The organism is Aquisalimonas sp. (assembly GCF_007120195.1).
Classification (GTDB): Bacteria; Pseudomonadota; Gammaproteobacteria; order Nitrococcales; family Aquisalimonadaceae; genus Aquisalimonas.
This window is the reverse complement of record NZ_SKOG01000013.1, coordinates 1-24,368: the sequence shown is the minus strand read 5'-3', so window position 1 is coordinate 24,368 and position 24,368 is coordinate 1. Positions and strand designations below refer to the sequence as shown.

The 24,368-nt window shown below is 64.7% G+C and carries 22 protein-coding genes and 1 tRNA gene; 7 read left to right on the top strand and 16 right to left on the bottom strand.

Annotated features, from left to right (window positions below; translation table 11 throughout):
* Window positions 1-15: 15 nt before the first annotated feature.
* From QZT63_RS01850 to QZT63_RS01805, 10 genes are all read right to left on the bottom strand, one after another.
* A complete protein-coding gene (locus tag QZT63_RS01850; protein WP_290648071.1) occupies window positions 16-492 on the bottom strand; it encodes an NADH-quinone oxidoreductase subunit B family protein in 477 nt (158 codons plus the stop codon).
* Window positions 483-839, bottom strand: a complete 357-nt coding sequence (locus QZT63_RS01845; protein WP_290648070.1) for an NADH-quinone oxidoreductase subunit A — start codon at window positions 837-839, stop codon at window positions 483-485. Before QZT63_RS01845 ends, QZT63_RS01850 begins: the two co-directional genes overlap by 10 nt.
* A gap of 182 nt (window positions 840-1,021) precedes the next feature.
* Window positions 1,022-1,106 (bottom strand) — tRNA-Leu (locus QZT63_RS01840).
* 96 nt (window positions 1,107-1,202) lie between these two features.
* Window positions 1,203-1,574, bottom strand: coding sequence for a preprotein translocase subunit SecG (gene secG, locus QZT63_RS01835; protein WP_290648069.1), 372 nt, complete (start codon window positions 1,572-1,574; stop codon window positions 1,203-1,205).
* Between the two features lie 199 nt (window positions 1,575-1,773).
* Window positions 1,774-2,523: a triose-phosphate isomerase gene (gene tpiA / locus QZT63_RS01830; protein ID WP_290648068.1), complete on the bottom strand. Its 750-nt coding sequence runs from the start codon at window positions 2,521-2,523 to the stop codon at window positions 1,774-1,776.
* A gap of 72 nt (window positions 2,524-2,595) precedes the next feature.
* Window positions 2,596-3,933 (bottom strand): phosphoglucosamine mutase, encoded by a 1,338-nt coding sequence (gene glmM / locus QZT63_RS01825; protein ID WP_290648065.1) that lies wholly within the window; start codon window positions 3,931-3,933, stop codon window positions 2,596-2,598.
* Between the two features lie 50 nt (window positions 3,934-3,983).
* The gene (gene folP, locus QZT63_RS01820) at window positions 3,984-4,844 is read right to left on the bottom strand and encodes a dihydropteroate synthase (protein WP_290648063.1); all 861 of its coding nucleotides are present in this window, start codon (window positions 4,842-4,844) and stop codon (window positions 3,984-3,986) included.
* 24 nt (window positions 4,845-4,868) lie between these two features.
* On the bottom strand, window positions 4,869-6,797 hold the full coding sequence (gene ftsH / locus QZT63_RS01815; protein WP_290648135.1) for an ATP-dependent zinc metalloprotease FtsH: 1,929 nt from the start codon (window positions 6,795-6,797) through the stop codon (window positions 4,869-4,871).
* A 104-nt stretch (window positions 6,798-6,901) separates the two neighbouring features.
* A complete protein-coding gene (rlmE, locus tag QZT63_RS01810; protein ID WP_290648062.1) occupies window positions 6,902-7,522 on the bottom strand; it encodes a 23S rRNA (uridine(2552)-2'-O)-methyltransferase RlmE in 621 nt (206 codons plus the stop codon).
* Window positions 7,503-7,799, bottom strand: a complete 297-nt coding sequence (locus tag QZT63_RS01805) for a hypothetical protein (protein WP_290648061.1) — start codon at window positions 7,797-7,799, stop codon at window positions 7,503-7,505. Before QZT63_RS01805 ends, rlmE begins: the two co-directional genes overlap by 20 nt.
* Here QZT63_RS01805 and yhbY point away from each other — a divergent pair.
* Window positions 7,798-8,100, top strand: coding sequence for a ribosome assembly RNA-binding protein YhbY (gene yhbY / locus QZT63_RS01800; RefSeq protein ID WP_290648060.1), 303 nt, complete (start codon window positions 7,798-7,800; stop codon window positions 8,098-8,100). The genes QZT63_RS01805 and yhbY overlap by 2 nt on opposite strands.
* 9 nt (window positions 8,101-8,109) lie before the next feature.
* Here the strand turns inward: yhbY and greA are convergent, their stop codons facing one another.
* The 4 genes from greA to relA all read right to left on the bottom strand — a co-directional run bounded on the left by greA (window position 8,110) and on the right by relA (window position 15,526).
* Window positions 8,110-8,586: a transcription elongation factor GreA gene (gene greA, locus QZT63_RS01795; RefSeq protein ID WP_290648058.1), complete on the bottom strand. Its 477-nt coding sequence runs from the start codon at window positions 8,584-8,586 to the stop codon at window positions 8,110-8,112.
* Window positions 8,583-11,807, bottom strand: a complete 3,225-nt coding sequence (gene carB / locus QZT63_RS01790; protein WP_290648056.1) for a carbamoyl-phosphate synthase large subunit — start codon at window positions 11,805-11,807, stop codon at window positions 8,583-8,585. Before carB ends, greA begins: the two co-directional genes overlap by 4 nt.
* Before the next feature lie 66 nt (window positions 11,808-11,873).
* Window positions 11,874-13,016: a glutamine-hydrolyzing carbamoyl-phosphate synthase small subunit gene (gene carA / locus QZT63_RS01785; RefSeq protein ID WP_290648054.1), complete on the bottom strand. Its 1,143-nt coding sequence runs from the start codon at window positions 13,014-13,016 to the stop codon at window positions 11,874-11,876.
* Between the two features lie 224 nt (window positions 13,017-13,240).
* Complete coding sequence (relA, locus tag QZT63_RS01780; RefSeq protein ID WP_290648052.1) at window positions 13,241-15,526, bottom strand: GTP diphosphokinase; 2,286 nt, start codon at window positions 15,524-15,526, stop codon at window positions 13,241-13,243.
* Between the two features lie 292 nt (window positions 15,527-15,818).
* Between relA and lexA the strand changes: the two genes are divergently transcribed.
* From lexA to QZT63_RS01750, 6 genes are all read left to right on the top strand, one after another.
* Window positions 15,819-16,439, top strand: a complete 621-nt coding sequence (gene lexA / locus QZT63_RS01775) for a transcriptional repressor LexA (protein WP_290648050.1) — start codon at window positions 15,819-15,821, stop codon at window positions 16,437-16,439.
* Between the two features lie 69 nt (window positions 16,440-16,508).
* The gene (imuA, locus tag QZT63_RS01770) at window positions 16,509-17,285 is read left to right on the top strand and encodes a translesion DNA synthesis-associated protein ImuA (RefSeq protein ID WP_290648048.1); all 777 of its coding nucleotides are present in this window, start codon (window positions 16,509-16,511) and stop codon (window positions 17,283-17,285) included.
* A gap of 94 nt (window positions 17,286-17,379) precedes the next feature.
* Window positions 17,380-18,804 (top strand): DNA polymerase Y family protein, encoded by a 1,425-nt coding sequence (locus QZT63_RS01765; RefSeq protein WP_290648046.1) that lies wholly within the window; start codon window positions 17,380-17,382, stop codon window positions 18,802-18,804.
* 109 nt (window positions 18,805-18,913) lie between these two features.
* On the top strand, window positions 18,914-19,660 hold the full coding sequence (locus tag QZT63_RS01760; protein ID WP_290648044.1) for a glutamine ABC transporter substrate-binding protein: 747 nt from the start codon (window positions 18,914-18,916) through the stop codon (window positions 19,658-19,660).
* A 135-nt stretch (window positions 19,661-19,795) separates the two neighbouring features.
* A complete protein-coding gene (locus QZT63_RS01755; RefSeq protein WP_290648042.1) occupies window positions 19,796-20,452 on the top strand; it encodes an ABC transporter permease subunit in 657 nt (218 codons plus the stop codon).
* Window positions 20,449-21,195 (top strand): amino acid ABC transporter ATP-binding protein, encoded by a 747-nt coding sequence (locus QZT63_RS01750; protein ID WP_290648041.1) that lies wholly within the window; start codon window positions 20,449-20,451, stop codon window positions 21,193-21,195. The genes QZT63_RS01755 and QZT63_RS01750 overlap by 4 nt, the downstream gene beginning before the upstream one ends.
* Before the next feature lie 66 nt (window positions 21,196-21,261).
* Here the strand turns inward: QZT63_RS01750 and cysS are convergent, their stop codons facing one another.
* The gene (gene cysS / locus QZT63_RS01745; protein ID WP_290648040.1) at window positions 21,262-22,659 is read right to left on the bottom strand and encodes a cysteine--tRNA ligase; all 1,398 of its coding nucleotides are present in this window, start codon (window positions 22,657-22,659) and stop codon (window positions 21,262-21,264) included.
* Window positions 22,660-22,704: 45 nt separating this feature from the next.
* On the bottom strand, window positions 22,705-24,153 hold the full coding sequence (gene gltX, locus QZT63_RS01740) for a glutamate--tRNA ligase (RefSeq protein WP_290648038.1): 1,449 nt from the start codon (window positions 24,151-24,153) through the stop codon (window positions 22,705-22,707).
* Window positions 24,154-24,368: the final 215 nt, after the last annotated feature.

The window sequence follows — 24,368 nt, the reverse complement described above, 5'->3', positions numbered from 1 at the left end:
CTGGAGTCTCTGCTGTTAGCGAGCAATCGTATTCGTGCGCCAGATCTTGTTCTGCAGCTGAACGATGCCGTAGAGCAATGCTTCCGCCGTTGGCGGGCAGCCGGGCACGTAGATATCCACGGGTACGATACGGTCACAACCCCGCACCACCGCGTACGAGTAATGATAGTAGCCCCCACCGTTTGCGCAGGAGCCCATCGAGATGACCCACTTGGGGTCCGACATCTGGTCATAGACCTTGCGCAGGGCCGGAGCCATTTTGTTGCAAAGGGTACCGGCCACAATCATGACGTCCGACTGCCGGGGGCTGGGGCGAAAAATCACGCCCAGGCGGTCCATGTCATAGCGGGCGGCGCCGCAGTGCATCATCTCGACAGCACAGCAGGCCAAACCGAAGGTCATCGGCCACATGGAACCGGTTCGCGCCCAGTTGATTAGCTTGTCGGCGGAGGTGGTGACAAACCCCTTGTCGAGAACGCCTTCTACTCCCATTCCAGCGCCCCTTTCTTCCACTCGTAGAGAAAACCGATCAGCAGAATGACCAGGAAAACCCCCATAGCAGCAAAGCCGAACAAGCCGATGTCGTCAAGCACGATGGCCCAGGGGAAGAGGAAAGCGATCTCCAGGTCAAAAATAATGAACAGGATGGCGACGAGGTAGTAGCGCACGTCGAAGCGCATACGCGTGTCCTCGAACGCCTCAAAGCCGCATTCGTAGGGTGAGAGTTTCTCGTCGTTGGGGCGTCTTGGCCCGAGAATGAAGCCGGCGACGATCAGTAAGCCGCCAACCCCCAACCCGACCAGGATGAACAGCAGGATCGGTACATACTCTACAAGCATCGGCTGCATTCCTCGCGGGCCAGGGTAGCCACAACGCATGCGTGAAAATGCGCTCGGACCACCGCACAGTGAGGTTACCGCGCGAAGTGTAGAGCAGCCACGGCTAGCTGTCAAATAGCAACTATTTGATTAAAAATAAAAAAATCAAGAGTGGGCCCGGCTCTACCGGGCCAGCTGGGAGTTGGTGCGGATGGCCGGACTCGAACCGGCACGGCTTGCGCCACTGCCCCCTCAAGACAGCGTGTCTACCAGTTCCACCACATCCGCGAGCAGGTCGTGAGGGTACCAGACTCCGGCATCGTGACCAACCCTGTCACAGCACATGGCAGGCCAGCATCGGGGAATACCCAGAGGCCGCCGATGTCAGTCCCCGGGCGGCGCGGCCGGGGCATCACCCGGCGCGTCCGGCGCTTCGTCGGGCTCGTCTTCCTCCTCAGCTGGCACCTCTTCGACGGGAGCCGCGGGCTCGTCGCCGGCCCGATCCAGCACACTGCCGGGCCCGGCATCCCGGGCCGCCAGCATAGCCAGCGTCAGGCTGGTGATAAAGAAGCTCGCCGCCAGCACTGCCGTCATTCGAGACAGAAAAGAGGCCGAACCCCTGGCGCCGAAGACCGTACTCGACGCACCACTGCCGAAAGCAGCCCCTGCGTCGGCGCCCTTGCCATGCTGCAGCAACACCAGCACCACCAGCGCAATGGCAATCGCGACGTGAAAGATCAGGATAATCTGTGCCATCCAGGCCCTCTTGCAACGAGTCGCGCGCGCCGCGCCTAGTGTCCTATCCCGCAAATAACGTTACGATTGTCGCGGCCCTGACGGCCCCTGGCGGCGTTGCGCCTCCTCGCCGTAGTCCCCGCTACGCCTCGTCGACGCGCCTTGCCAGGAACCATCAGAATCCACGCCAATTTTCGCAACTTATTTACGGGACAGGACACTAGTCGGCCCGCGCAATGATGTTAAGAAACTCATTCGCCTTGAGCGACGCACCACCAACCAGAGCTCCGTCGATATCGGGCATGGCGAACAGCTCGCCAGCCATGTCCGCCTTGACGCTGCCACCGTAGAGCAGCCGCATCCGCGTAGCCCCTGCACCATGGGTCGCCAAGTGTGCCCTAATAAAGGCGTGCACGGCCTGCGCCTGCTCCGGCGAGGCAGCTCGCCCCGTGCCAATGGCCCAGACCGGTTCATAGGCCACGACCGCACGTTCCAGTGCGAGGGCACCCACTTTGGCGGCGACGACGTCGAGCTGCGCGCCGACAACGGCTTCCGTCTCGCCCGCGTCGCGCTGCTCGAGGGTTTCTCCTACGCAGAAAATGGGCGTCAGGCCATGCCGCTGCGCCGCCGCGAACCGTGCCGCGACCAGTGCGTCCGTCTCCCCATAAAGCAGGCGTCGCTCGGAATGCCCCACTAGGGCGTGGCTGCAGCCGAAGTCAGCGAGCATATCAGCCGCGATTTCTCCGGTATAGGCACCCTGATCCTGGTCGCCAACATTCTGCGCCCCCACGGCGATGCGCGTGCCATCCGCCAATCGGATCACATCAGGGATGTAAATGGCGGGAGGCAGCACCAGAATATCAGCCGCTCCCCGGTCCTTTACACCATGACACAGCGCCGTCATCAGCGCCCGTATCGTCGACCGGGACCCATGCATCTTCCAGTTACCAGTAACGAGCGGTCGCCTCATACGGTCATTCTCGAGCGACAGAAAAATAGCTGCGGATCATAGCCGAACAGCGCGGCGCTTGTCACGGCGTGGCTAGCTCAACATCCGGCCGACAGCATCCGCAAGCCTGTGGCTGTAGCGCTCGACCAGGTCCCGGTCCTGCCCTTCGACCATGACGCGGATCACGGGCTCTGTCCCTGACGGCCGCAGCAGGACGCGCCCTCGCCCGTCCAGCTCGCGCTCAACGGCGGCGACGTCGTCTTGCAGGCTCGCCAGGTCAGTCGGCGCCGCACGACGTGCCACGGGCACATTGACCATGTGCTGGGGATACTTGCTCATCCCGCGGCGCAGGGTGTCCAGGGAGCGCTTGCTGCGCACCATGCACTCCAGCACCTGCAGCGCCGAGACGATACCATCGCCGGTGGTCGTTCGATCCAGACACACGACATGCCCGGAGGATTCCCCACCGATCAGGCCATGCTCCTGGCGTAGCATCTCCAGCACGTAGCGATCACCCACCCGTGCCCGGCGAAACGCGATACCCTCGCCCGCCAGGGCATGCTCGAGGCCCAGGTTGCTCATGAGCGTGCCGACCACCGGCCCCCGAAGACGCCCCGCGGCGTGGCGGGCACTGGCGATGATGTAGAGCACCTCGTCACCGTCGACGATCTCGCCATTGGCATCCACCATAATCAGTCTGTCCCCGTCGCCATCAAAGGCGATCCCCGCGTCGGCACCATGACGCCGTACCGCCTGCTGCAAGGCTTCGGGTTGCGTGGACCCACAATCCACATTGATATTGAGGCCGTCGGGCTGATCGCCGAGGGTGATCACAGCGGCGCCGAGCTCGCGGAAAACCTCCGGGCCCACGTGGTAGGTTGCACCGTTGGCACAATCCAGCACCAGCGTCAGGCCATTCAAGCGCACGTCGCGGGCAATCGTGCTCTTGCAGAACTCGATATAGCGCCCGGGGGCGTCACTCATGCGCGAGACCTTGCCCAAGTCGGCGGAGGCCACAGTCTCCAACGGCGCCTCAAGTTCCGCCTCGATGGCGGCCTCGGCCGTGTCATCCAGTTTCCCCCCATCCCGGGAGAAGAACTTCACGCCGTTGTCCTCATGGGGGTTATGGGAGGCGCTGATGACAATTCCGGCGCCCGCATCCAGGGTGCTGGTGAGATAGGCGATAGCCGGCGTCGGCATGGGACCAAGGAGCCGAATGTCCGTCCCGGCCGCGGACAACCCGGCCTCCAAGGCGGACTCGAACATGTAGCCGGAAATGCGCGTGTCCTTGCCGATCAGCACCAGATCCTGGTCCCGCCGCGCGAGTACACGACCCAGCGCCCAGCCCAGCTTGAGCATGAAATCCGCGGTGATAGGCGGCTCGCCGACGCGACCGCGGATGCCGTCGGTGCCAAAATACTTGCGTGTCATGACAGTTCCCTCTATCTAACGGAGGGCCCGCTGCCCCGGGAACTCTGCTCTCAGCCTAGCAGAGCCTCCGGATCGCGTGCCGCGGCCACAACGGCCATTGCGTCCACTGTTGCGACGACATCGTGAACGCGGATCAATCGGGCGCCTTGCCAAGCGGCCAAGGTGGCCGCGGCGGTGCCTGCATGGAGGCGTTGATCCGCCGGACGGTCCAGGAGCGTACCCAGCATGGACTTGCGGGACAGGCCCACGAGCATCGGCACCTCCAGGCCCTGGAAGCGCTGCAGCCCACCCAGCAACTGATAATTGTGCACCAGTGTCTTGCCGAAACCGAACCCCGGGTCCACCACCAGGCGCTCACGCCCAATACCAGCACGCTCGCAGACTCCCAGGCGTTCGGCAAGGAACCCGTAGACATCCTCCACGACATCCCCGTAGACGGGGTTGCGCTGCATGGTCCGCGGTACACCCTGCATGTGCATCACACAGACCGGCAAACCCGTGGCAGCTGCGGCGTCCAAGGCGCCTTCGGCCCGCAGCGCGAACACGTCATTGATCATGCCGGCGCCGGCCTTGGCGGCCGCCGTCATGACTTCGGGCTTGGAGGTGTCGACGGAGACGGGGACATCCAGTTCGCTGCAAAGCACCTCCAGGACCGGGCCGATACGGCGCAGTTCCTCAGCCGCAGGCACCGCTTCGGCCCCGGGGCGCGTGGACTCGCCACCGATATCGATGATGTCCGCCCCCTGTCCTACCATGCGCCGGGCCTGCTCCAGCGCCGCTTGCGGAGAAAAGAAGTCACCCCCGTCCGAAAACGAATCCGGGGTGACATTGAGCACACCCATGATGCGTGGCCGGTCAAGCGTCAACTGCCTGCCGCCGCAGTCGAGGACGGGCGCATCCGCAAGCGCCATGACACGGCCTCCTCGCCCCTGAGCTCAGTGCTCACCCGCCGGCGAGCCGATAGGGCCCCGCTCCGGGGCCTCCTCGGCCGGCTCGGCATCGGCATCGTGACCGCCCGACGAGGACGAGCCGCCTTGATCATCACTCCAACCTGACGGTGGCCCGACTGGGCGGCCGTTCATGATGTCGTCGATTTGCCCCTTGTCGATGGTCTCGTACTTGATGAGCGCATCGGACATGGCGTGCAGCTTGTCCATGTTGTCGAGAAGAATTTCCTTTGCCTTGTTGTAGTTGGCGTCGATGATGGAGCGGATCTCCTCATCGATGGCGTGTGCGGTCTCGTCTGAGACCTGCTTTTGCTTGGTCATCTGGTGGCCGATGAAGACCTCGCCCTCTTCCTCGTTGTAGGCAAGCGGCCCCATGCGCTCGGAAAGACCCCACTTGGTCACCATATTGCGGGCGATCTGCGTGGCCCGTTCTATGTCGTTGGATGCACCCGTCGTCACCCGCTCAGCACCGAAAATCAGCTCCTCGGCGAGCCGCCCGCCGAACAACGAGGTGATCATGCTGTTCAGCCGTTGCTTGGAGTAGCTGGTGCGATCCTCCTCCGGCAGAAACAGTGTCACGCCGAGGGCGCGACCCCGTGGAATGATGGAGACCTTGTGCACCGGGTCGTGCTCCGGTGTGCGCAGCCCGACGACGGCGTGTCCGGCTTCATGATAGGCGGTGAGTTTCTTGTCGTCCTCGCTCATGACCATGGACCGCCGCTCGGCGCCCATCATGATCTTGTCCTTGGCCCTCTCAAAGTCTTCCATGTCCACTTCGCGCTTGTTGCCACGCGCCGCGAACAGAGCAGCCTCATTGGCCAGGTTGGCGAGATCGGCGCCGGAGAATCCGGGCGTACCACGGGCCAGGACGAATGGGTCCACATCCCGCGTGAGCGGCAGCTTGCTCATGTGCACCTTGAGGATCTGCTCGCGCCCGCGCACATCTGGCAGCGGCACGGTCACCTGCCGGTCAAAGCGTCCCGGGCGCAGCAGCGCCGGGTCCAGTACGTCCGGTCGGTTGGTGGCGGCGATGATGATGACACCCTCGTTGCCCTCAAAGCCGTCCATCTCGACGAGCAACTGGTTCAGGGTCTGTTCGCGCTCGTCGTGGCCGCCACCCATGCCGGCACCGCGCTGGCGGCCGACGGCGTCGATCTCGTCGATAAAGATAATGCACGGCGCGTGCTTCTTGGCCTGGGAGAACATATCGCGCACGCGGGAAGCCCCCACGCCCACGAACATCTCCACGAAGTCCGAGCCGGAGATGCTAAAGAAGGGCACCTTGGCCTCGCCGGCGATGGCGCGGGCCAGCAACGTCTTACCGGTACCCGGCGAGCCGACCATGAGTACGCCGCGGGGGATCTTGCCGCCGAGGCGCTGGAACTTGGACGGATCGCGCAGAAAATCGACCAGTTCGCCAACCTCTTCCTTGGCCTCTTCAACGCCCGCCACGTCGCCGAACGTGACCTTGACCTGTTCCTCGGTCATGAGCTTGGCCTTGCTCTTGCCGAAGGACATGGCGCCACGGCCGCCACCGCCGCCCTGCATCTGGCGCATGAAGTAGATCCACACGGCGATCAGCAGCAGGAACGGCGTCCAGGAGATGAGGATCTGCAGCAACATGCTGCGGCCCTCGGCCTCCTCGGCATCAATATTCACACCGTGGTCGAGCAGCGTGCCGATGAGAGCGCGATTGTCACTCTCGGGGCTATAGGTCTTGAACTGCTCACCGCCCGTCGTGGTTCCGGTGATCTCCTGACCCTTAATGGTCACATCGCGAACACCGTCCTGCTCCACCTGGGAGAGAAAATCGGAATAGGTGACTTTGTTCGTCGTGGTGGTCCGCTCCTGGAAATTACTGAACACGGACATCAACACGACCGCGATGATGACCCAGAGAATCAGGTTCTTGGCCATGTCATTCAAGGTGCTGCACCTCGGCTGTTGCGCTCCGCCCGCTCATCCAAGCGCGGCGAAAACTTAGGAAATGAATGCGACTCGGACGCATGGCCCGAACAGTACTACAGGCGCGATTCCCGGGCCAACAAATACACTTCCCGGCTCCGGTCGCGCGATGCGGCGGGCTTGCGTGTCATCACGCGGCTGAAGCCGCCGCGCAACTCGCGCACAAACGCATCAAAACCTTCCCCTTGAAAGGTCTTGACCAGTAAATCACCTTTAGGTTTCAGTGTTTCCCTGGCGAACTCAAGTGCGAGTTCCGCCAAGTGCATGGCACGTGGCTGATCCACGGCGCTCATACCACTGAGGTTGGGGGCCATATCCGACATTACAAGGTCCACCGGCGTCTCGCCAACGGCACCCTGCAACATCGCCAACCCCGGGTCGGTGGTAAAATCCGCCTGCAGGACAATGACATCGGCAATGGCGTCCATGGGCAGGCTATCCAGTGCCACGACTTGTCCATGACCACCCAGAATCTCACCCGCGACCTGGGACCAGCCGCCCGGCGCAGCGCCCAGATCCACGACCCGCATCCCGGGCCGCAGAATACGGTCCTTTTCCTGGATTTCCAGCAGCTTGAATGCAGCGCGGGAGCGATAGCCATGCTTCTGGGCCTGCTTGACCCACTGATCGCCAAAATGCTCCTGCAGCCAGCGGCTGCTACTTTTGCTTCTGCCCATCACCCGCCTCCCCGGCAGAGCGCCGAATCCGGCGCATCGCCGCCTGAGTCCGCCACACCAGCCAGCCGCAGATCAGTACCGAGCCGCCGAGCAGGGCCGCCACTTCGCCTGCGCGTGACAGATCGGCCACGGCGACGATGAACCACAGGCAGGCCAGCAGCAGCACAACCACCGCCAGATCCATCTTCACGCCCGGAAGCAGAATCTGGTGAGCCGACTCCTTGCCCCGTGCTAGACTCCCGGCCCGCTTATTCGGTTGTGTGGGTTGATCGGCCATGATCCATCTGAATGAACAGCAGAAACGCCACCTACGGCGCCTTGGCCACCAGCTCAAGCCAGTGGTTCGCATGGGGGGAGCGGGTCTGACTGCGAACGTGCTCGACGAAATCGGTCAGGCCTTGGACGCCCATGAACTCATCAAGGTCAAAATCCTCGCCGACAACCGCGCCGAGCGCAAGGCGCTGGTCGAGACGATCTGCCGGGACTGTGACGCCACACTCGTCCAGGCCATGGGTCACGTCGCGCTGATTTTCCGCCGCTCACGCATCGAGAAGAAGCGCACGATCGCCTTGCCGTGAGACCCCACACTACAGATACTTCACTCCCGCAATTTCCAGCTCTCGGATGCCGCCGGGGGCATCCACCGCGGCGACGTCGCCCGCCTCCTTGCCGATCAGGGCCCGGGCGAACGGCGACTGAACCGATAACAACCCCTGCTTGATATCCGCCTCGTCCTCGCCGACGATCCGATAGGTGATCTCCTCGTCGGTTTCCAGGTCCACCAGATCCACAGTGGCACCAAAAATCACGCGGCCGTTGTTGGGCATCGACGTGACGTCGATGACTTGGGCGTTGGAGAGCTTGCCCTCGATATCCTTGATGCGCCCTTCCACGAAACTCTGCTGCTCGCGGGCCGCATGGTACTCGGCGTTTTCCTTGAGATCCCCGTGTGCGCGTGCCTCTGCGATCGCCGTGATAATACGCGGGCGCTCCGAATACTTGAGGTGATTGAGCTCCTCGCGCAGTTTTTCGGCACCACGAGCCGTCAAGGGTACCTTACTCATGCGGTTTCCTCTCTGTGCAGCGTCTGCAGCCGATTCACCTCATCCAGATCAAGCTGCTCCATGGCCAGCACCGTTGCACGCGCAGCGGCGATGGTGGTGGTATAACTCACCTTATGGTGCAGGGCCTCACGCCGGATCGAATAGGAATCGGCGATAGCCCAGCGCCCCTCGGTGGTATTAATGATCAAATTGATCTCCTCGTTCTTGATCGCATCGACAATGTGCGGCCGCCCCTCGCGCACCTTATTGACCGTCTCGCAGACCACGCCCGCCGCACTCAGGGCCTCCGCGGTGCCGCTTGTACCCACCAAGGTGAATCCCTGTTCCCGAAGGGCACGACCGATATCGAGCACCGCCTGCTTGTCCGCATCCCGCACGCTGATGAAAACCCTGCCACCACGCGGCAGGTTCACGCCAGCCGCGAGCTGGGATTTGGCATAAGCCGCCCCGAAATCGAGACCGATCCCCATGACCTCGCCCGTGGATTTCATCTCGGGACCAAGAATGGGATCCACCCCCGGGAACTTGATAAACGGGAACACGGATTCCTTCACCGAATAAAACGAGGGCCGTACCTCCCGAGTCAGCCCCTGCTCCTCGAGGCTCATGCCGGCCATGCAACGGGCCGCCACCTTGGCAAGCGGCACACCGGTGGCCTTGGAGACAAATGGGACCGTACGCGCCGCCCGGGGATTCACCTCCAGAATATAGATGGCGTCGCCCTTGATGGCGAACTGGGCATTCATCAGGCCCACCACGCCCAAACCACGGGCCAGTTGCCGAACCTGCTCGCGCAGCCGGTCCTGGATTGCCTGGGAGAGGGAATAAGGGGGCAGCGAGCAGGCGGAATCCCCGGAATGCACGCCAGCCTGCTCGATATGCTCCATGATGCCGCCAATGAGCACTTGCTCGCCGTCGCAGACCGCGTCGATGTCGACCTCCACGGCATCGTCCAGGAACCGGTCCAGCAGCACCGGGGAGTTGTGGGAGACCTTCACCGCGGCCGCCATGTACTGCTCCAGCTCCTCGGGGCCGTACACGATCTCCATCGCGCGGCCACCCAGCACGTAGGACGGTCGCACCACCAGCGGGTAGCCGATCTCCGCGGCCAGGTCAAAGGCCTGCTTCGCGGTACGGGCGAGCCGGTTCGGCGGCTGCTGGATACCCAGCCGCTGGATGAGCTGCTGGAAGCGCTCCCGGTCCTCGGCCAGATCGATGGAATCCGGCACGGTGCCGATAATGGGCGCACCGGCGGCTTCTAGATCCCGCGCCAGCTTCAGCGGTGTCTGTCCGCCGTACTGGATGATCACGCCCTCGGGCCGCTCGGTGTGGATGACCTCCAGCACGTCTTCCAACGTCAGCGGCTCGAAATACAGGCGATCAGAGGTATCGTAGTCCGTGGACACGGTCTCCGGGTTGCAGTTGACCATGATGGTCTCGTAGCCATCCTCGCGCATGGCAAAGGCGGCGTGGACGCAACAGTAATCGAATTCGATGCCCTGGCCGATGCGGTTCGGCCCCCCGCCGAGCACCATGATCTTGCGGCGATCCGAGGGCTCGGACTCGCACTCCTCCTCGTAGCAGGAGTACATGTAGGCCGTGGTGGCGGCAAACTCAGCGGCGCAGGAATCCACGCGCTTGTAGACCGGGCGGATATTGAGCGCATGACGACGGCTGCGGATCTCCGCCTCGCTCACCCCCACCAGGTCGGCCAGGCGGCTGTCGGAGAACCCGCGCCGCTTGAGCGCGAACAGGGTTTCCCGGTCCAGGGCGCTGAAGCCAGCCTCCCGCGCCACCTGCTCGCCGTGAACGATGTCTTCTATCTGCGCCAGGAACCATGGGTCAATGGCCGTAAGCTGGTAGACATCCTCCACCGTGAACCCGGCGCGGAAGGCGTCACCCACGAAGAAGATGCGCTCGGGGTGGGGCCTTTTTAGCGCATGGCGCAGCCGCGTGGCCACATCCTCGCCGTCCGGCTCGATGATACAGGGCGCGAGGCCGTCCACGCCCGTCTCCAGGCTGCGCAGCGCCTTCTGGAAAGACTCCTGGAACGTCCGCCCGATGGCCATGGCCTCGCCCACGGATTTCATCTGCGTTGTCAGCGTGGCCTCGGCCTGGGGGAATTTTTCGAAGGTAAACCGCGGCGCCTTGGTCACCACGTAGTCGATGCTCGGCTCGAATGACGCCGGCGTGGCACCGCCGGTGATCTCGTTGCGCAGCTCATCGAGGGTGTAGCCCACCGCCAGCTTGGCCGCGACCTTGGCGATCGGGAAGCCGGTGGCCTTGGAGGCAAGCGCCGAAGAGCGCGAGACCCGGGGGTTCATCTCGATGACCACCAGTCGGCCATCATCCGGATTGACAGCGAACTGCACGTTGGAGCCGCCCGTCTCAACGCCGATCTCGCGCAGCACGTCCAGGGAGGCGTTGCGCATGATCTGGTATTCCTTGTCCGTCAGGGTCTGCGCCGGTGCCACGGTGATGGAGTCGCCGGTGTGCACGCCCATGGGGTCCAGATTCTCGATGGAGCAGACGATGATGCAGTTATCCGCCTTGTCGCGGACCACTTCCATCTCGAACTCCTTCCAGCCCAGCACGGACTCCTCGATGAGCAATTCATTGGTGGGCGAAAGATCCAGCCCGCCCTCGCAAATGGTGACGAACTCCTCGCGGTTATACGCAATCCCGCCGCCGGAGCCGCCAAGGGTGAACGATGGCCGGATGATGGTGGGGAAACCGATGCGCCCCTGCACGTCCATGGCCTCTTCCATGGAATGGGCCACCTCCGCCCGCGGCGTCTCGAGGTCAATACGCGCCATGGCCTTGCGGAAGCGCTCCCGGTCCTCGGCCATGTCGATGGCGTCCTTGGTGGCCCCGATCATCTCCACACCGAAGCGCTCCAGCACCCCGTGCCGATCCAGATCCAGCGCGCAATTCAGTGCCGTCTGCCCACCCATGGTGGGAAGCACCGCATCCGGACGCTCCTTTTCGATGATGCGCGAGACCACCTGCCACCGGATCGGTTCGATGTAGACGGCGTCGGCCATCTCCGGATCGGTCATGATCGTCGCCGGGTTGGAGTTCACCAGAATGACCCGGTAGCCCTCCTCCTTCAGGGCCTTGCATGCCTGAACGCCGGAGTAGTCGAACTCGCAGGCCTGGCCAATCACGATGGGACCGGCGCCGATAATCAGGATACTCTGCATGTCAGTACGCTTGGGCATGGATTCCTGCTCGTCTCTCGCGGCGCGCTGTCAGGGGCGCCGCCGCGCTGTGGCCGGAGGTCCCGCTCAGCCCCGGTATTCCCGGATCAACTCGACGAAATGCGCGAACAGCGGACGCACGTCATGCGGGCCCGGGCTCGCCTCAGGGTGTCCCTGAAAACCGAATGCCGGTCGGTCGGTGCGGTGGATCCCTTGTAGCGTGCCGTCGAATAACGACCGCTGCGTGGCGCGCAGGTTCGCGGGCAGTGAGGCCTCATCCACCGCAAACCCGTGATTCTGGCTCGAGATCATCACCCGCCCCGAGTCCAGATCCTGCACCGGGTGGTTGGCGCCGTGGTGGCCGAACTTCATTTTCACGGAGCGGGCCCCACTGGCAAGCCCGAGCAGCTGATGCCCGAGGCAGATACCAAAACTCGGCACACCCGCGTCCACCAGGGAGCGGATGGCCTCGATGGCGTAATCGCAGGGCTGCGGATCACCCGGGCCGTTGGAGAAAAAGACGCCATCCGGATCCATGGCCAGAACCTCCTCGGCCGGCGTCGTCGCCGGCACCACGGTCACCCGGCAGTCGTGATCGACCAGCATGCGCAGGATGTTGCGCTTGATGCCGTAGTCATAGGCAACCACGTGCCAGGGCAGGTCGGTATCGGCACGGTCGCCAGAATCGGCGCGGCCCAGGTCCAGATACCAGGAGCCCTGGCGCCATTCGTAGGGCCGCGAAGTCGATGCACTCTGGGCGAGATCCATGCCCTTGAGTCCGGGAAAATCCCGTGCCGCCTGGACAGCGGCCTCAACGTTCACGTCGCCCGCCATAATGCACCCGTTCTGAGCGCCTTTCTCCCGCAGCATGCGGGTCAGGCGGCGGGTATCGATCCCGGCGAGGGCGACGATGCCGCGGGTCTCGAGATAGGTGCTCAGCCCGACGGCACTGCGCCAGCTGCTCGCGCGCAGTGGCAGATCGCGGACGATCAACCCGGCCAGCTTCGGACCCTCCGATTCCTGGTCCACGGGGTTGGTGCCCGTGTTGCCCACGTGCGGATACGTGAGCGTGACCAGCTGCCGGCTGTAGGACGGATCCGTGCAGATCTCCTGATAACCCGTCATGGCCGTATTGAATACGACCTCGCCCACGCTTCGGCCGTCGGCACCGATGGATTCGCCCTGGAATCGGGTTCCGTCTTCCAGCGCAAGAATTGCCGGCTTGCTCAACTGCCCCCTCTCCCTACATCCCGATTATCGCTGGGCCGCAATCATCGACGACTGGCCTGTCGGGCACACACGCAAAAGCGGGAGGAATCATGGATTGACCCCTCCCGCTCCGACACACCCGTGTTGAGGCCCCCGCGAAGTGGCGCGCATTTTACGGTAATGCGGCATGAAGTGTCCATCGTGAGGGGTTTTGCGCGCCGACGACGCACACCTTCACCAGCGCGTCATGCCTTCCGCCGCACATCCCGCACATTGCGCAATGCGGCGATCCGGTCCATGAGGCGGCTCATCTGGGTCACATCGCCGATCTCCACGGTGAGCGTCATCCGCGCCTGGTGGTCCTGCCTGCCGGTGGTCGTGTTCACGCCGGTGACGTTCACCTTCTCGTTGGTGAGAATGGCGGTGATATCCCGCAACAGGCCCTGGCGATCGTAAGCGTCCACCTGGATGTCCACTGGATACTTCTGTTCAGCATGCCGACTCCAGCTCACATCGATCAGCCGCTCCGGCGATGTCTCCTGCAACCGCCGCACGTTGTTGCAATCGCGCCGGTGGATGGTGACACCCTGCCCCCGGGTGATGAACCCCACCACCGCATCCCCGGGCGCCGGCTTGCAGCAGCCCGCCTGCCGGGTCAGCAGATTCCCGACCCCGTAGATGGAGACCTCGTCGGTCTGCTCTCCGCCGCCCGGAGCCGGCCCCTGTGGCAGGGCATCACCGGGGTCACGGCGAGGCAGCACCTGGTCTCTCAGCAACCCGGCGATGTAGCCACCGCTGGCGTCACCGCGCCCGATGGCGGCGAGAAAATCGTCCATCTTCGAATAGCGGCTCTTCTCCGCCAGCCGCTCCAGGTTCACATCCTGCACGCCCAGACGGTGGAACTCGCGCTCCAGGATCTGCCGCCCGGCGGCCACGTTTTTGGCGTGATCCTGCTGCCGGAACCAGGCGCGGACCCGGGAACGGGCCCGGCTCGTGCGCAGGTAGCCAAGGGCGGGATTCAACCAGTCACGGCTCGGGGCACCCCTGCGCGAGGTGAGGATTTCCACCTGATCGCCGTTGCGCAGCTCATAGGTCAGCGGAACAATGCGGCCATTGACCTTGCCGCCGCGGCAGCGGTGGCCGACATCGCTATGGATGTAGTAAGCAAAATCCAGCGGCGTCGCGCCCCGGGGGAGGTCCAGCACATCGCCCCGGGGGCTGATGGCATAGACGCGATCCTCGAAGACCTCGGCCTTGAAGCGGTCGATGAAGTCCTCCGCTGCGCCGTCTTCCCGGCCCCACTCAAGGAGCTGACGCAGCCAGGCGAGTTTCTCTTCAAAGCGGGCGTCCCGGCTGCTGGCGCCTTCCTTGTAGCGCCAGTGCGCCGCCACGCCAAGCTCCGCTTGCTCGTGCATGTCCCAGGTACGGATCTGCACTTCCAGGGTCTTGCCCTCGGGTCCGACCACCGCCGTGTGCAATGACTGGTAGTCGTTCTCCTTGGGCGTCGTGATGTAGTCATCGAACTCCTTGGGGATGTGTCGCCAGAGACTGTGCACCACCCCCAGCGTGGCGTAGCAGGCCGCCACATCACGCACCATGACACGCACGGCACGGATATCGAAAAGCTCGTGGAATCCCAGCCCCTTGCGCTGCATCTTCTTCCAGATGCTGTAGATGTGCTTGGGGCGGCCGTACACATCCGCCTCGATCCCCGCGCTGTGCAGCGCTGCGGTGAGCTGATCGGTCACCTGCCGGATATAACGCTCCCGGTCCTGGCGTTTTTCCCGCAGCAGCCGCGCCACACGCTTGTAGGTGTCCGGCTCAAGGTGACGGAAGCACAGATCCTCCATCTCCCACTTGACCTGCCAGATCCCCAGCCGATGGGCCAGTGGCGCGTAGATGTCCGTGGTCTCCTGGGCGACCTGCTGCTGCACGGCCTGGGGATACGCCCGCAGGGTGCGCAAATCATGCAAGCGCTCCGCGAGCTTAATAAACACCACGCGAATATCCTGGGCCATGGCCAACAGCATTTTGCGCAAGGCCTCGGTCCGGTTCGCCGTCTCGCCGCCTTCCTCTGTGTGGCCGTGCAGATCACTGATGACGTCCATGCGGCCCACGCCGTCCACCAGGTTTGCCACCTCCCCGCCGACGGTGGCACAGATGGCAGACCACTGCTTTCTGCTGCAGACAGTGGGGCCGTCGTGGAGCAGGCCGGCGGCAATGCTTGGGGCATCCAGCTTCAGCGCCGCCAGGATGCTGGCAACCGCCAGGGCATGTTCGAAATAGGCCTCCCCGGAACGGCGCAGATTACCGTCATAAGCCCGAACAGCCGCCTCCCAGGCAGTCCGCAACAACTGCCGCTCCCCTTCGCCGGCTCCAGGCAGCACGCGATCCAGCCACGCGTCCGGGGACGGTGTGCCGTGGGCGAAGAGATCGCTGATATCGTCGGTTACGCTGACCATGGTCTTGCCACTCAGGGTGAGGGCGATGCGGCTCGTTTTCCAGAGCGGCGCGCATTGTACGCTATCCATAGGAGTCATACCTGCGCGCCATTGCTAGTGTCCTGTAACCGAAATTCGTTGTCTTTTGAGCTGCCTGTCCGGCCGTGGAGCGGTGTTGCCGGTCCTCGCCGTAGGGCCCGCTACGCCTTCGGCCCGGCGTCTAGCCTCGAAGGCGCACCGACAAGCAAAAGACAACGAATTTCGGTTACAGGACACTAGCTTGTGCACGCAGTGATGAACAGAAGACTCGCACTGGCATCGCCGTGCCTTGCATTCAACCCCGGAGGCTGTATATATTACCAGCAACAGAGGAGGGACTTTCATGCACAAGCTCACGGCCCGACAGGAAGAAATCCGGCAGTTCATCCGGCAATTCATTATTGATTCCGGCTTTCCGCCGACCCGTGCGGATATCACCCGCGCCTTGGGCTTCCGCTCACCCAATGCAGCGGAGAGCCACCTTCGGGCATTGGAGAAAAAGGGCGCCATCAGCCTGCAAGCCGGCTCCTCCCGGGGCATTCGGCTACTGAATGACACCGGCGGGGAAGCGGAATCGGGCCTGCCCGTGATCGGCCAGGTGGCCGCCGGCAGCCCGGTCTTCGCCCAGGAGCACGTGCGCGAACGCTGCCAGGTGAACCCGGGCATATTCCGCCCCCGGGCGGACTACCTCCTCTCGGTCCAGGGGATGAGCATGCGCGACGCCGGCATCCTGGAGGGCGACCTCCTGGCTGTGCACCGCACTGCCGATGTTCGCAACGGGCAGATCGTCGTCGCCCGCCTCCAGGATGACGTCACCGTCAAACGCTTCCAGCGGGACGGCTACCAAGTCCGGCTACTGCCCGAAAACCCGGACTACACCCCCATCACTGTCGACCTGCGCACGGAGCCCCTCGTTATCGAAGGACTCGGGGTCGGGCTTATTCGTAACGGCGAGGCACTTTGAGAGGCATTCCCGCGACCGCTCGGGCTGCACCTACCACCGAATCTGCCAAAGGACATAATGAGGGCCGACATGGACAACGCACTCGATGATCTCCTGCGCGAACACCGGATCTGGCGTCGCGGCGGCAACCGCACTACCCAGGGCTGCCTGCCCAGCGGTTTTGCCCAGTTGGATGCCGTACTGCCGGGGGGCGGCTGGCCCATGGGCGCCCTGACCGAGGTCCTGCACAACGCCCCGGGCATTGGCGAGCTGCGTCTGATCATGCCCGCGCTGGCCCGTCTCAGCCGGGCTGGTCGCTGGATCGCGCTGGTGGCGCCGCCGCACATCCCCTACGCGCCCGCGCTGGCTGCCCAGGGGATGGACCTATCGCGCATTCTGCTCATTCACCCGCGCGCTGGCAGCGATACCCTGTGGGCCCTGGAACAGACCATGCGCTCGGGCAGTTGCGCCGCTGTGCTGGCCTGGCCGCGACAGGCAGAGCACCAGCAACTGCGCCGCCTGCAATTGGCCGCCGAGGCCGGCCATTGCTGGGGTCTGCTGTTGCGTAACGAACAGGCCGCCGCCGAACGTTCGCCGGCCGCGCTGCGCGTGCTGATGCAGGGCCAGGGGGATGCAGACACCCGGGTGGATCTGCTCAAGGTAAGGGGCGGACGACCCCGGCAAGGGCTGCGGCTGGACCTCAACAACCCCCGCGTACGGGCCCTGCCACTGCAGACCTCTCAGTCCGGACAGGCAGCAGCCAGCCCGGGGCGTAAGCACCCCGAGGGCACCCACAAAGCACCGGTGCTTCTCTACCGCCAACACCCCAGACAGGAGCGCCACCAACTGGATCTGCCGCTGGAATAACCCCGGCACCAACACCTGCCACGGCTGCGCCCGTTGCGCTCTGCCGCTCCCGGTGCAGGGGGGGGTGTGACATCGCCTGTATGGAGGCCGCAGCATGCTGTGGTTAGCGCTTCAACTGCCGCAATTGCCCCTGGAGGCCCTGGGTTACGCAGACGAGGCCACGGCGATCGCGATCACGGAGCATCAGCGGATCCCGTTTCTGAACGACGCCGCGAAGCGGGCCGGCCTCCAGGCGCACATGAGCCCCAGCGAAGCCCGTGCGGTGTCGCGGCATATACAGCTCCCGCCCCGGCAACGGCAGGAAGAAGCCCGCACCCTGCGGCACCTGGCAGACTGGGCCTACCAGTTCAGCGCCCATGTCAGCCCCCGCCCCCCCGACGGCCTGCTGCTAGAGATCGGAGGCAGCCTGCGCCTGTTCGGCGGCCTGGGCGCCCTGCGCCAGCACATTACCGACGGGCTGGACGCGCTCGGCCATCGCTATCGTCAGGGCGTCGCCCCCACGCCGACGGCGTCCTGGTTTCTTGCCCTGGCCGGGGATGCCACGCCCATTTCCAAGCGTTGCGCGCTCCGGGAGCGCCTGGCGTGTCTGCCCTGCCATGTCCTGGAACTCCCGGCAGAACACCATCAGGCCCTCGCCGGGCTCGGTCTGCGCACCCTGGGCGACTGCCTGGCCCTGCCACGCCGCGATCTTGCCCGGCGTTTCGGGCGGGAGCTGCTGCTGCAGCTTGAGCACGCGCTGGGCGAGCGCCCAGAACCCCGCCAGGCCCATCAACCACCCACGCGTTTTCATCGCCAACTGGATCTACCGGCACAGGCCCATGATACCCGGGCCGTTGCCTTTGCCCTGCAGCGTCTTCTGGGTGAGCTGACAGGGCTTCTGCGTGGCCTGGACGGCGGCGCGCAAACGCTGGAGCTGGAACTGCTCCACGCCCGCCAGACCGCCTCCCGATTCCGGATCGGCCTGCGACGCCCCAGCCGCGACCCCGAACACCTGCTCAGCGTGTGCCAGCATCGGCTGGAGCGCCAGGAGCTGGCGGCACCGGTCATTGGCTTGAGCCTCCGGGTCGAGCAGATCCAGCCCCTGCTTCCCGAACCGGGACAGCTGCTGCCCGACCCGGCGCAGCTCCGGCAGCACCAGCGACAACACCTTACCGAACGCCTCGGCGCGCGCCTGGGGGAGCATGCAGTCACGGGGCTCGCCACCGCCGCCGACCACCGCCCGGAATACGCCTGGAGCCACCGAGCCAGCAACGAAACCGTTGCACGGGCGCCGCCCGGAGAACGACCACTCTGGCTACTGCCCCGGCCAACCCCCCTGGGCCAGCAGCAGGGCCTGCCCTGCTGGCATGGCCCGCTCACCCTGGAGCGCGGGCCGGAGCGCATTGAAACCGGCTGGTGGGACGGCCACGATATCGCCCGGGACTACTACCAGGCCCGCGCTCCCCAGGGCAGTCGGCTGTGGATCTTCCGAGAACGCCGCAGGAAACGCGAATGGTTTTTGCACGGATTCTTCGGATGATGGCACACAGAGCGTGTGCCAATTTGACACGCCTCGACCCTCGCCCTAGTGTCAAAGGTAAAGATTTCCGCGACTCCTTCGCACAAGCGCTGAAAAAGGAGAGACTGCCATGCGACACCTCACCTTGGCCCTTTGCACCAGCATCATTCTCCTCGCATTCGCGACCACCACCCAGGCGGAGCGCCTCACCATTGCCATTCCTCCGGGCTTCGTGCCGTTCATGTTCGAAGAGGATGGCGAATGGACCGGCTTCGAAATCGAGCTCTGGGAAGCCATCGCCGAGGAAAACGACTGGGAGTACGAATACAACACCATGAACTTCTCCGGCATCATCACCGCCCTGCAGACAGGTCGGGTTGACGGTGCCATCGCCGCCATCACCATCACCTCCGAGCGCGAGGAGACCATGGACTTCTCCCACGCGTACTATGACAGCGGCCTGATGCTGATGGTCCGCGCGGATGAGGAGGAGGTCGGCGGCATCGACGACCTGGACGGCAAGACCCTGGCGGTGACCACCGGCACCACCAGCGACGACTACGCCCAGGAGAACCTGCCGGACACCGAGCTCACGCGCTTCCCCCGCGCCGAGCAGGCCTATATGGAGCTGCGCGCGGGGCGCGTGGATGCCGCGCTGCACGACACCCCCAACGTCCTCTACTACATCGACACCGCCGGTGACGGCGAAGTGAAGGCCGTGGGCGAGAACCTGGAGGCCCAGTCCTACGCCATGGCCTTTCCCAGGGGCAGCGAACTGCGCAACGCCGTCAATATCAGCCTGCTGGGCATGATGGAAGACAGCCGTTACGCCGAGATCTACGAGCGCTGGTTCGGCGAAGAACCCAGCCCGCGCTGATGGGAACCAGCGGCTCACCGCCGGATTGCGGCGGTGAGCCGCTTCGTCTCGCCACCCCGCCCAGGGCCTGTTAACCCGCGGGCGCTGCGCCGGGAATGTGTTTTCGCCCAGGGCAAGGTTTAAGAGGACACCGTCATGGATTTCCGCTGGGAAGTGGTCTGGATCGCCATGCCGCAGATGATTCAAGGCGCCCAAATGACCATGCAGATAACCCTGCTTGGCATCGGCGGCGGCCTGGTTATCGGCACCCTCTGCGGCCTGATCATGGCCTTCCGCATTCCCGTCATTAACTGGCTGGTGTTCGTCTACGTCTCGGTGATCCGCGGCACACCCATCGTGGTTCAGGCCATGTTCATCTACTTCGCCCTGCCCCTGGCCATCGACGTGACCCTCTCCGGCTTTGCTGCCGCCTCGCTGTGCCTGGCGCTGAACGCCGGCGCCTACATCACCGAGATTGTGCGCGGGGCGGTTCTGTCCATCGATAAAGGGCTCACCGATGCGGGTCTGGCACTGGGGCTGTCGTACCCACAAGTCATTGCCTCCATTGTCGGCCCGCTGGCCTTCCGGCGGACGATTCCACCCCTGGGCAACCAGTTCATCATCAGCCTCAAGGACTCCGCCTTGTTTCTGGTCATTGGCGTGGCGGAACTGGCGCAGCGGGGTGAACAACTCACCGCCCAGACCGGCCGGGCGCTGGAGATCTGGACGGCCGTCGCGGTGTTCTACCTGATCATGACCTTCACCCTGGCGATGATCATGCGCCTGATCGAACGGAGGATGACCATCCTGTGAATCGCCCTGCCACCCCATACCTCATCCGGTGCAGCAAACTGGGCAAGCGGTTCGGTGACACGCCGGTCCTGGAAGACATCGACCTCAGCGTGGCCGCCGGGGAGGTGGTGGTCATCGTCGGCCCCTCGGGGTCAGGGAAATCCACCCTGCTGCGCTGCCTGAACGTGCTCGAACCCCTGAGCACCGGCACCCTGGAGGTGGACGGCAAGACACTCGGTGCCCGCGGTACCAGTGCCCGGGCCATCCGCCGCGAGACCGGCATGGTGTTCCAGCAGTTCAACCTGTTCCCGCACATGACCGCCCGGGAAAACGTCATGCTCGGGCCGCGCAAGGTCCGCGGCCAGTCCGCCAAGAAGGCCCGGGCCACGGCCGACCGGTTGCTGGAACGGGTGGGGCTGCTGGACTGGGCGGAACATCTACCGCGGGAACTCTCCGGCGGTCAGCAACAGCGCGTGGCCATTGCCCGCGCCCTGGCAGTGAACCCCAAGGTCATGCTCTTCGACGAGCCCACCTCCGCCCTGGACCCGGAGCTGCGCGGCGAGGTGTTACAGGTCATGCAGGACCTCGCCGCCGAGGGCATGACCATGCTCATCGTCACCCACGAGATGCGTTTCGCCGAAGCGGCGGCGCACCGCCTCATCTTCATGGACCATGGCCGCATCGTGCATGACGGCCGCCCCGAGGCCATGTTCGCCAACCCGCCCTCGGAGCGGTTCCGGGAGTTTCTCGGGCATGTGAAGTGATGATTCGCGGCGCCGGGCTAGCCGACCCTGGCGGTCACCGACAAGTGCTCGGTCACGACAAGGGCACTACCCGCCGCGTCGCCAGGTGCTGCCACCGGTGCTGTCCTCGATGACAATACCGCGGGCCTGGAGGTCGTCGCGGATGCGGTCGGCGGTGGCAAAGTCCTTCGCCCTGCGGGCGGCCTGGCGCTGCTCCAGGAGCGCATCGATCGCGGCGGCGGTGAGACCGGGGACGACGTCCTCGCTGTCACTGCCCTGGAGGTAGTCCTCCGGGTCGGTCTGCAGCAGGCCGAGGACGCCGCCAAGCTCGCGCAGCAGCCCGGCGAGTCGGGCGGCTTCGCCACGATCCGTCTCCCGGGCGCGGTTCACCTCCCGGGCGAGTTCGAACAAAACGGCCAAGGCCTCGGGGGTGTTGAAGTCGTCGTCCATGGCGGCGCGGAAGCGCTCACGGGAGGCCTGACCGGATGCGCCCGGCGCCTGGGGCTCCAACCCACGCAGGGCCAGGTACAACCGCTCGGCGGCACCGCGGGCGTGCTCCAAGGCATCTGCCGTGTAGTTAAGCGGGCTGCGGTAATGACTGGAGAGCAGAAAATAGCGTACTTCCTCGGGACGATAGTGCTCCAGGATGTCCCGGACGGTGAAGAAGTTGCCCAGGGACTTGGCCATTTTCTCGTCGTCCACGCGCACGTGCCCATTATGCATCCAGTAGTTCACGAACCGGTGTCCGGTGGCCCCTTCGCTCTGGGCGATCTCGTTCTCGTGATGGGGAAACTGGAGATCGAGCCCGCCGCCGTGAATATCGAAGTGCTCACCCAGGTGGGTGGCGGACATGGCCGAGCACTCAATGTGCCAGCCGGGCCGACCCTCGCCCCAGGGCGATGGCCAGCTGGGCTCTCCTTCCTTGGCCCGTTTCCACAACACGAAATCGCCGGGATGGCGCTTGTCGTCCTCCACGTCCACACGGGCACCGGCACGCAGGTCCTCCAGGCGTTTGCCGGAGAGCTTGCCGTAGTCCGGGAAGCCGCAGACGCGGTAGTAAACGTCACCGTTGGCCCCCTGGTAGGCCAGCCCTTTGTTTACCAGGCGTTGGATGAGCGCCTGCATGGCCTCGACGGACTCCGTCGCCCGGGGCTCAACGTCCGGCGGCGCCACGCCGAGGGCGCGCTCGTCCTCGTGCATGGCGTCGATGAAGCGCTCCGTGAGCGCCGTCGGGGCGATACCGGTCTCACGGGCGCGGTTGATGATCTTGTCATCGATGTCGGTGATGTTGCGCACATACGTGAGCCGATAGCCGAGATGACGCAAGTACCGGGCGACGACGTCGAAGACCACCAGCGCCCGGGCATGGCCCAGATGACAGTAGTCATAGACGGTCATGCCACAGACATACATGCGGACCTCCCCGTCCCGAATGGGGCGGAAGACTTCCTTGGACCGCGTAAGGCTGTTGTAGATCGCGAGCATGCAACCGTCTCCAGATACCTCTCGCCCGGTGGGGCGGCGTTCATGTCATTGCGTTGCTGCCGCAGCGGCCCTGCGCGCGGCCAGGCGAAAACGCCGCTGCGCCTCGGTCGCGCCCAGCAGGGCGTGAATCGCCGGCAGCTCCGGCCCGTGGGGCAACCCCGTGAGCGCCAGACGCAAGGGCATGAACAGGCGCTTGCCCTTGACGCCGGTGGCCGCATTCACCGCCGCGGTCACCGCCGGCCAATCACCCCCGGCTTCGGCCGCCGCCTGGAAGAACGCCGGCCCGGCCTCGGTCAACCAGCCGAGGGTCTCGGCATCGGGCTCGGGCACACCCTGGAACAGCACACGGCACCAGCGGCGTACGTCCTCCGGAAATTGCACGTTCTCCCGTACGGTGGCAATAAAGGCGTCGCGCTGTTGCGCCGGCAGCATGTCGCCGGCGGCCCATACCACCCATTCGGCCATGCGCTCGTGCGAGAGCGCGTGCAGCGCTTCACGCTGCCAGTGGGTTAGTTGCCCCGCGTCGAACCGGGCCGGTGCCCGGCCGAGCCGCTCCAGGGCGAAGCCGTTGGCCAGGCGATCCAGCCCGAGCAGCGTGTTGTCCTCGAAGGCATGCCCGAGGCGGGCCAGGTGGTTCAACACGGCCTCGGGCAGAAAGCCGGCCTCGCGCAGCTCACCCACGGAGCGGCTGCCGTTGCGCTTGGATAGCGGCGCGCCATCATCGCCGACAATCATGCTGATATGCCCATAGCTCGGCGCGTCCAGCCCAAGGGCTTCCAGCAGCAGCAACTGCCGCGGCGTATTGGTGAGATGATCCTCGCCGCGCAGCACATGGGTAATGTCCATGAGCGCATCATCCACAGCGTTGCTGAAGAAAAACGCCGGCGCGCTGCTGGCGCGGCGGATGATGAAATCACCGATGTCGTCGGTGGCGAACCGCTGGACCCCACGCACCCGATCCTCGAAGGCAATGCTGCGCCCCCGCGGCACCCGGAAGCGCAGCGTGGGCTGCAGGCCACGGTCGAGGCGCGCTTGGCGTTCCGCCATGCTCAGGTGCGCACAGGTACCCGCATACCGCGGAGCCTTGCCGGCGACCCGCTGGGCGCGGCGCGAGCGCTCCAGCTCCTGTTCGGTGCAAAAGCAGGGATAGGCGAGATCGGCGGCCTCGAGCTGCACGTAATAGTCAGCGTAGATCGCCTGACGGGCTGACTGCACGTATGGTCCGTGGCTTCCTTCCACCTCGGGCCCCTCCTGCCACTCCAGCCCCAGCCAGCGGAGGTCTTCACCCAGCCGCTGCACTGACTCGGGGTGCAAACGCTGCACATCGGTATCCTCGATGCGCAACACGAAATCACCACCATCGCGCCGTGCCAACAGGGCGTTGAACAACGCCGTGCGCAGATTGCCGAGATGCAGCAGCCCGGTGGGGCTCGGCGCAAAACGTGTGCGCGTGCGCCGCCGGCTCTCGTCACGGTGGTTGCCGTGCTCAACCACAACACTGCTCCTCTGCTGTCGTGACCTGATTCCCGCAGGTCCACCGTCCCCGAGGCGGTGGACCTGCCTCGGGCGCGCTATAGTAGCCGAAACTAGTGTCCTGTCCCGTAAATAAGTTGCGAAAATTGGCGTGGATCCTGACGGTTCCTGGCAAGGCGCGCCGAGGAGGCGTAGCGGGGACTACGGCGAGGAGGCGCAACGCCGCCAGGGGCCGT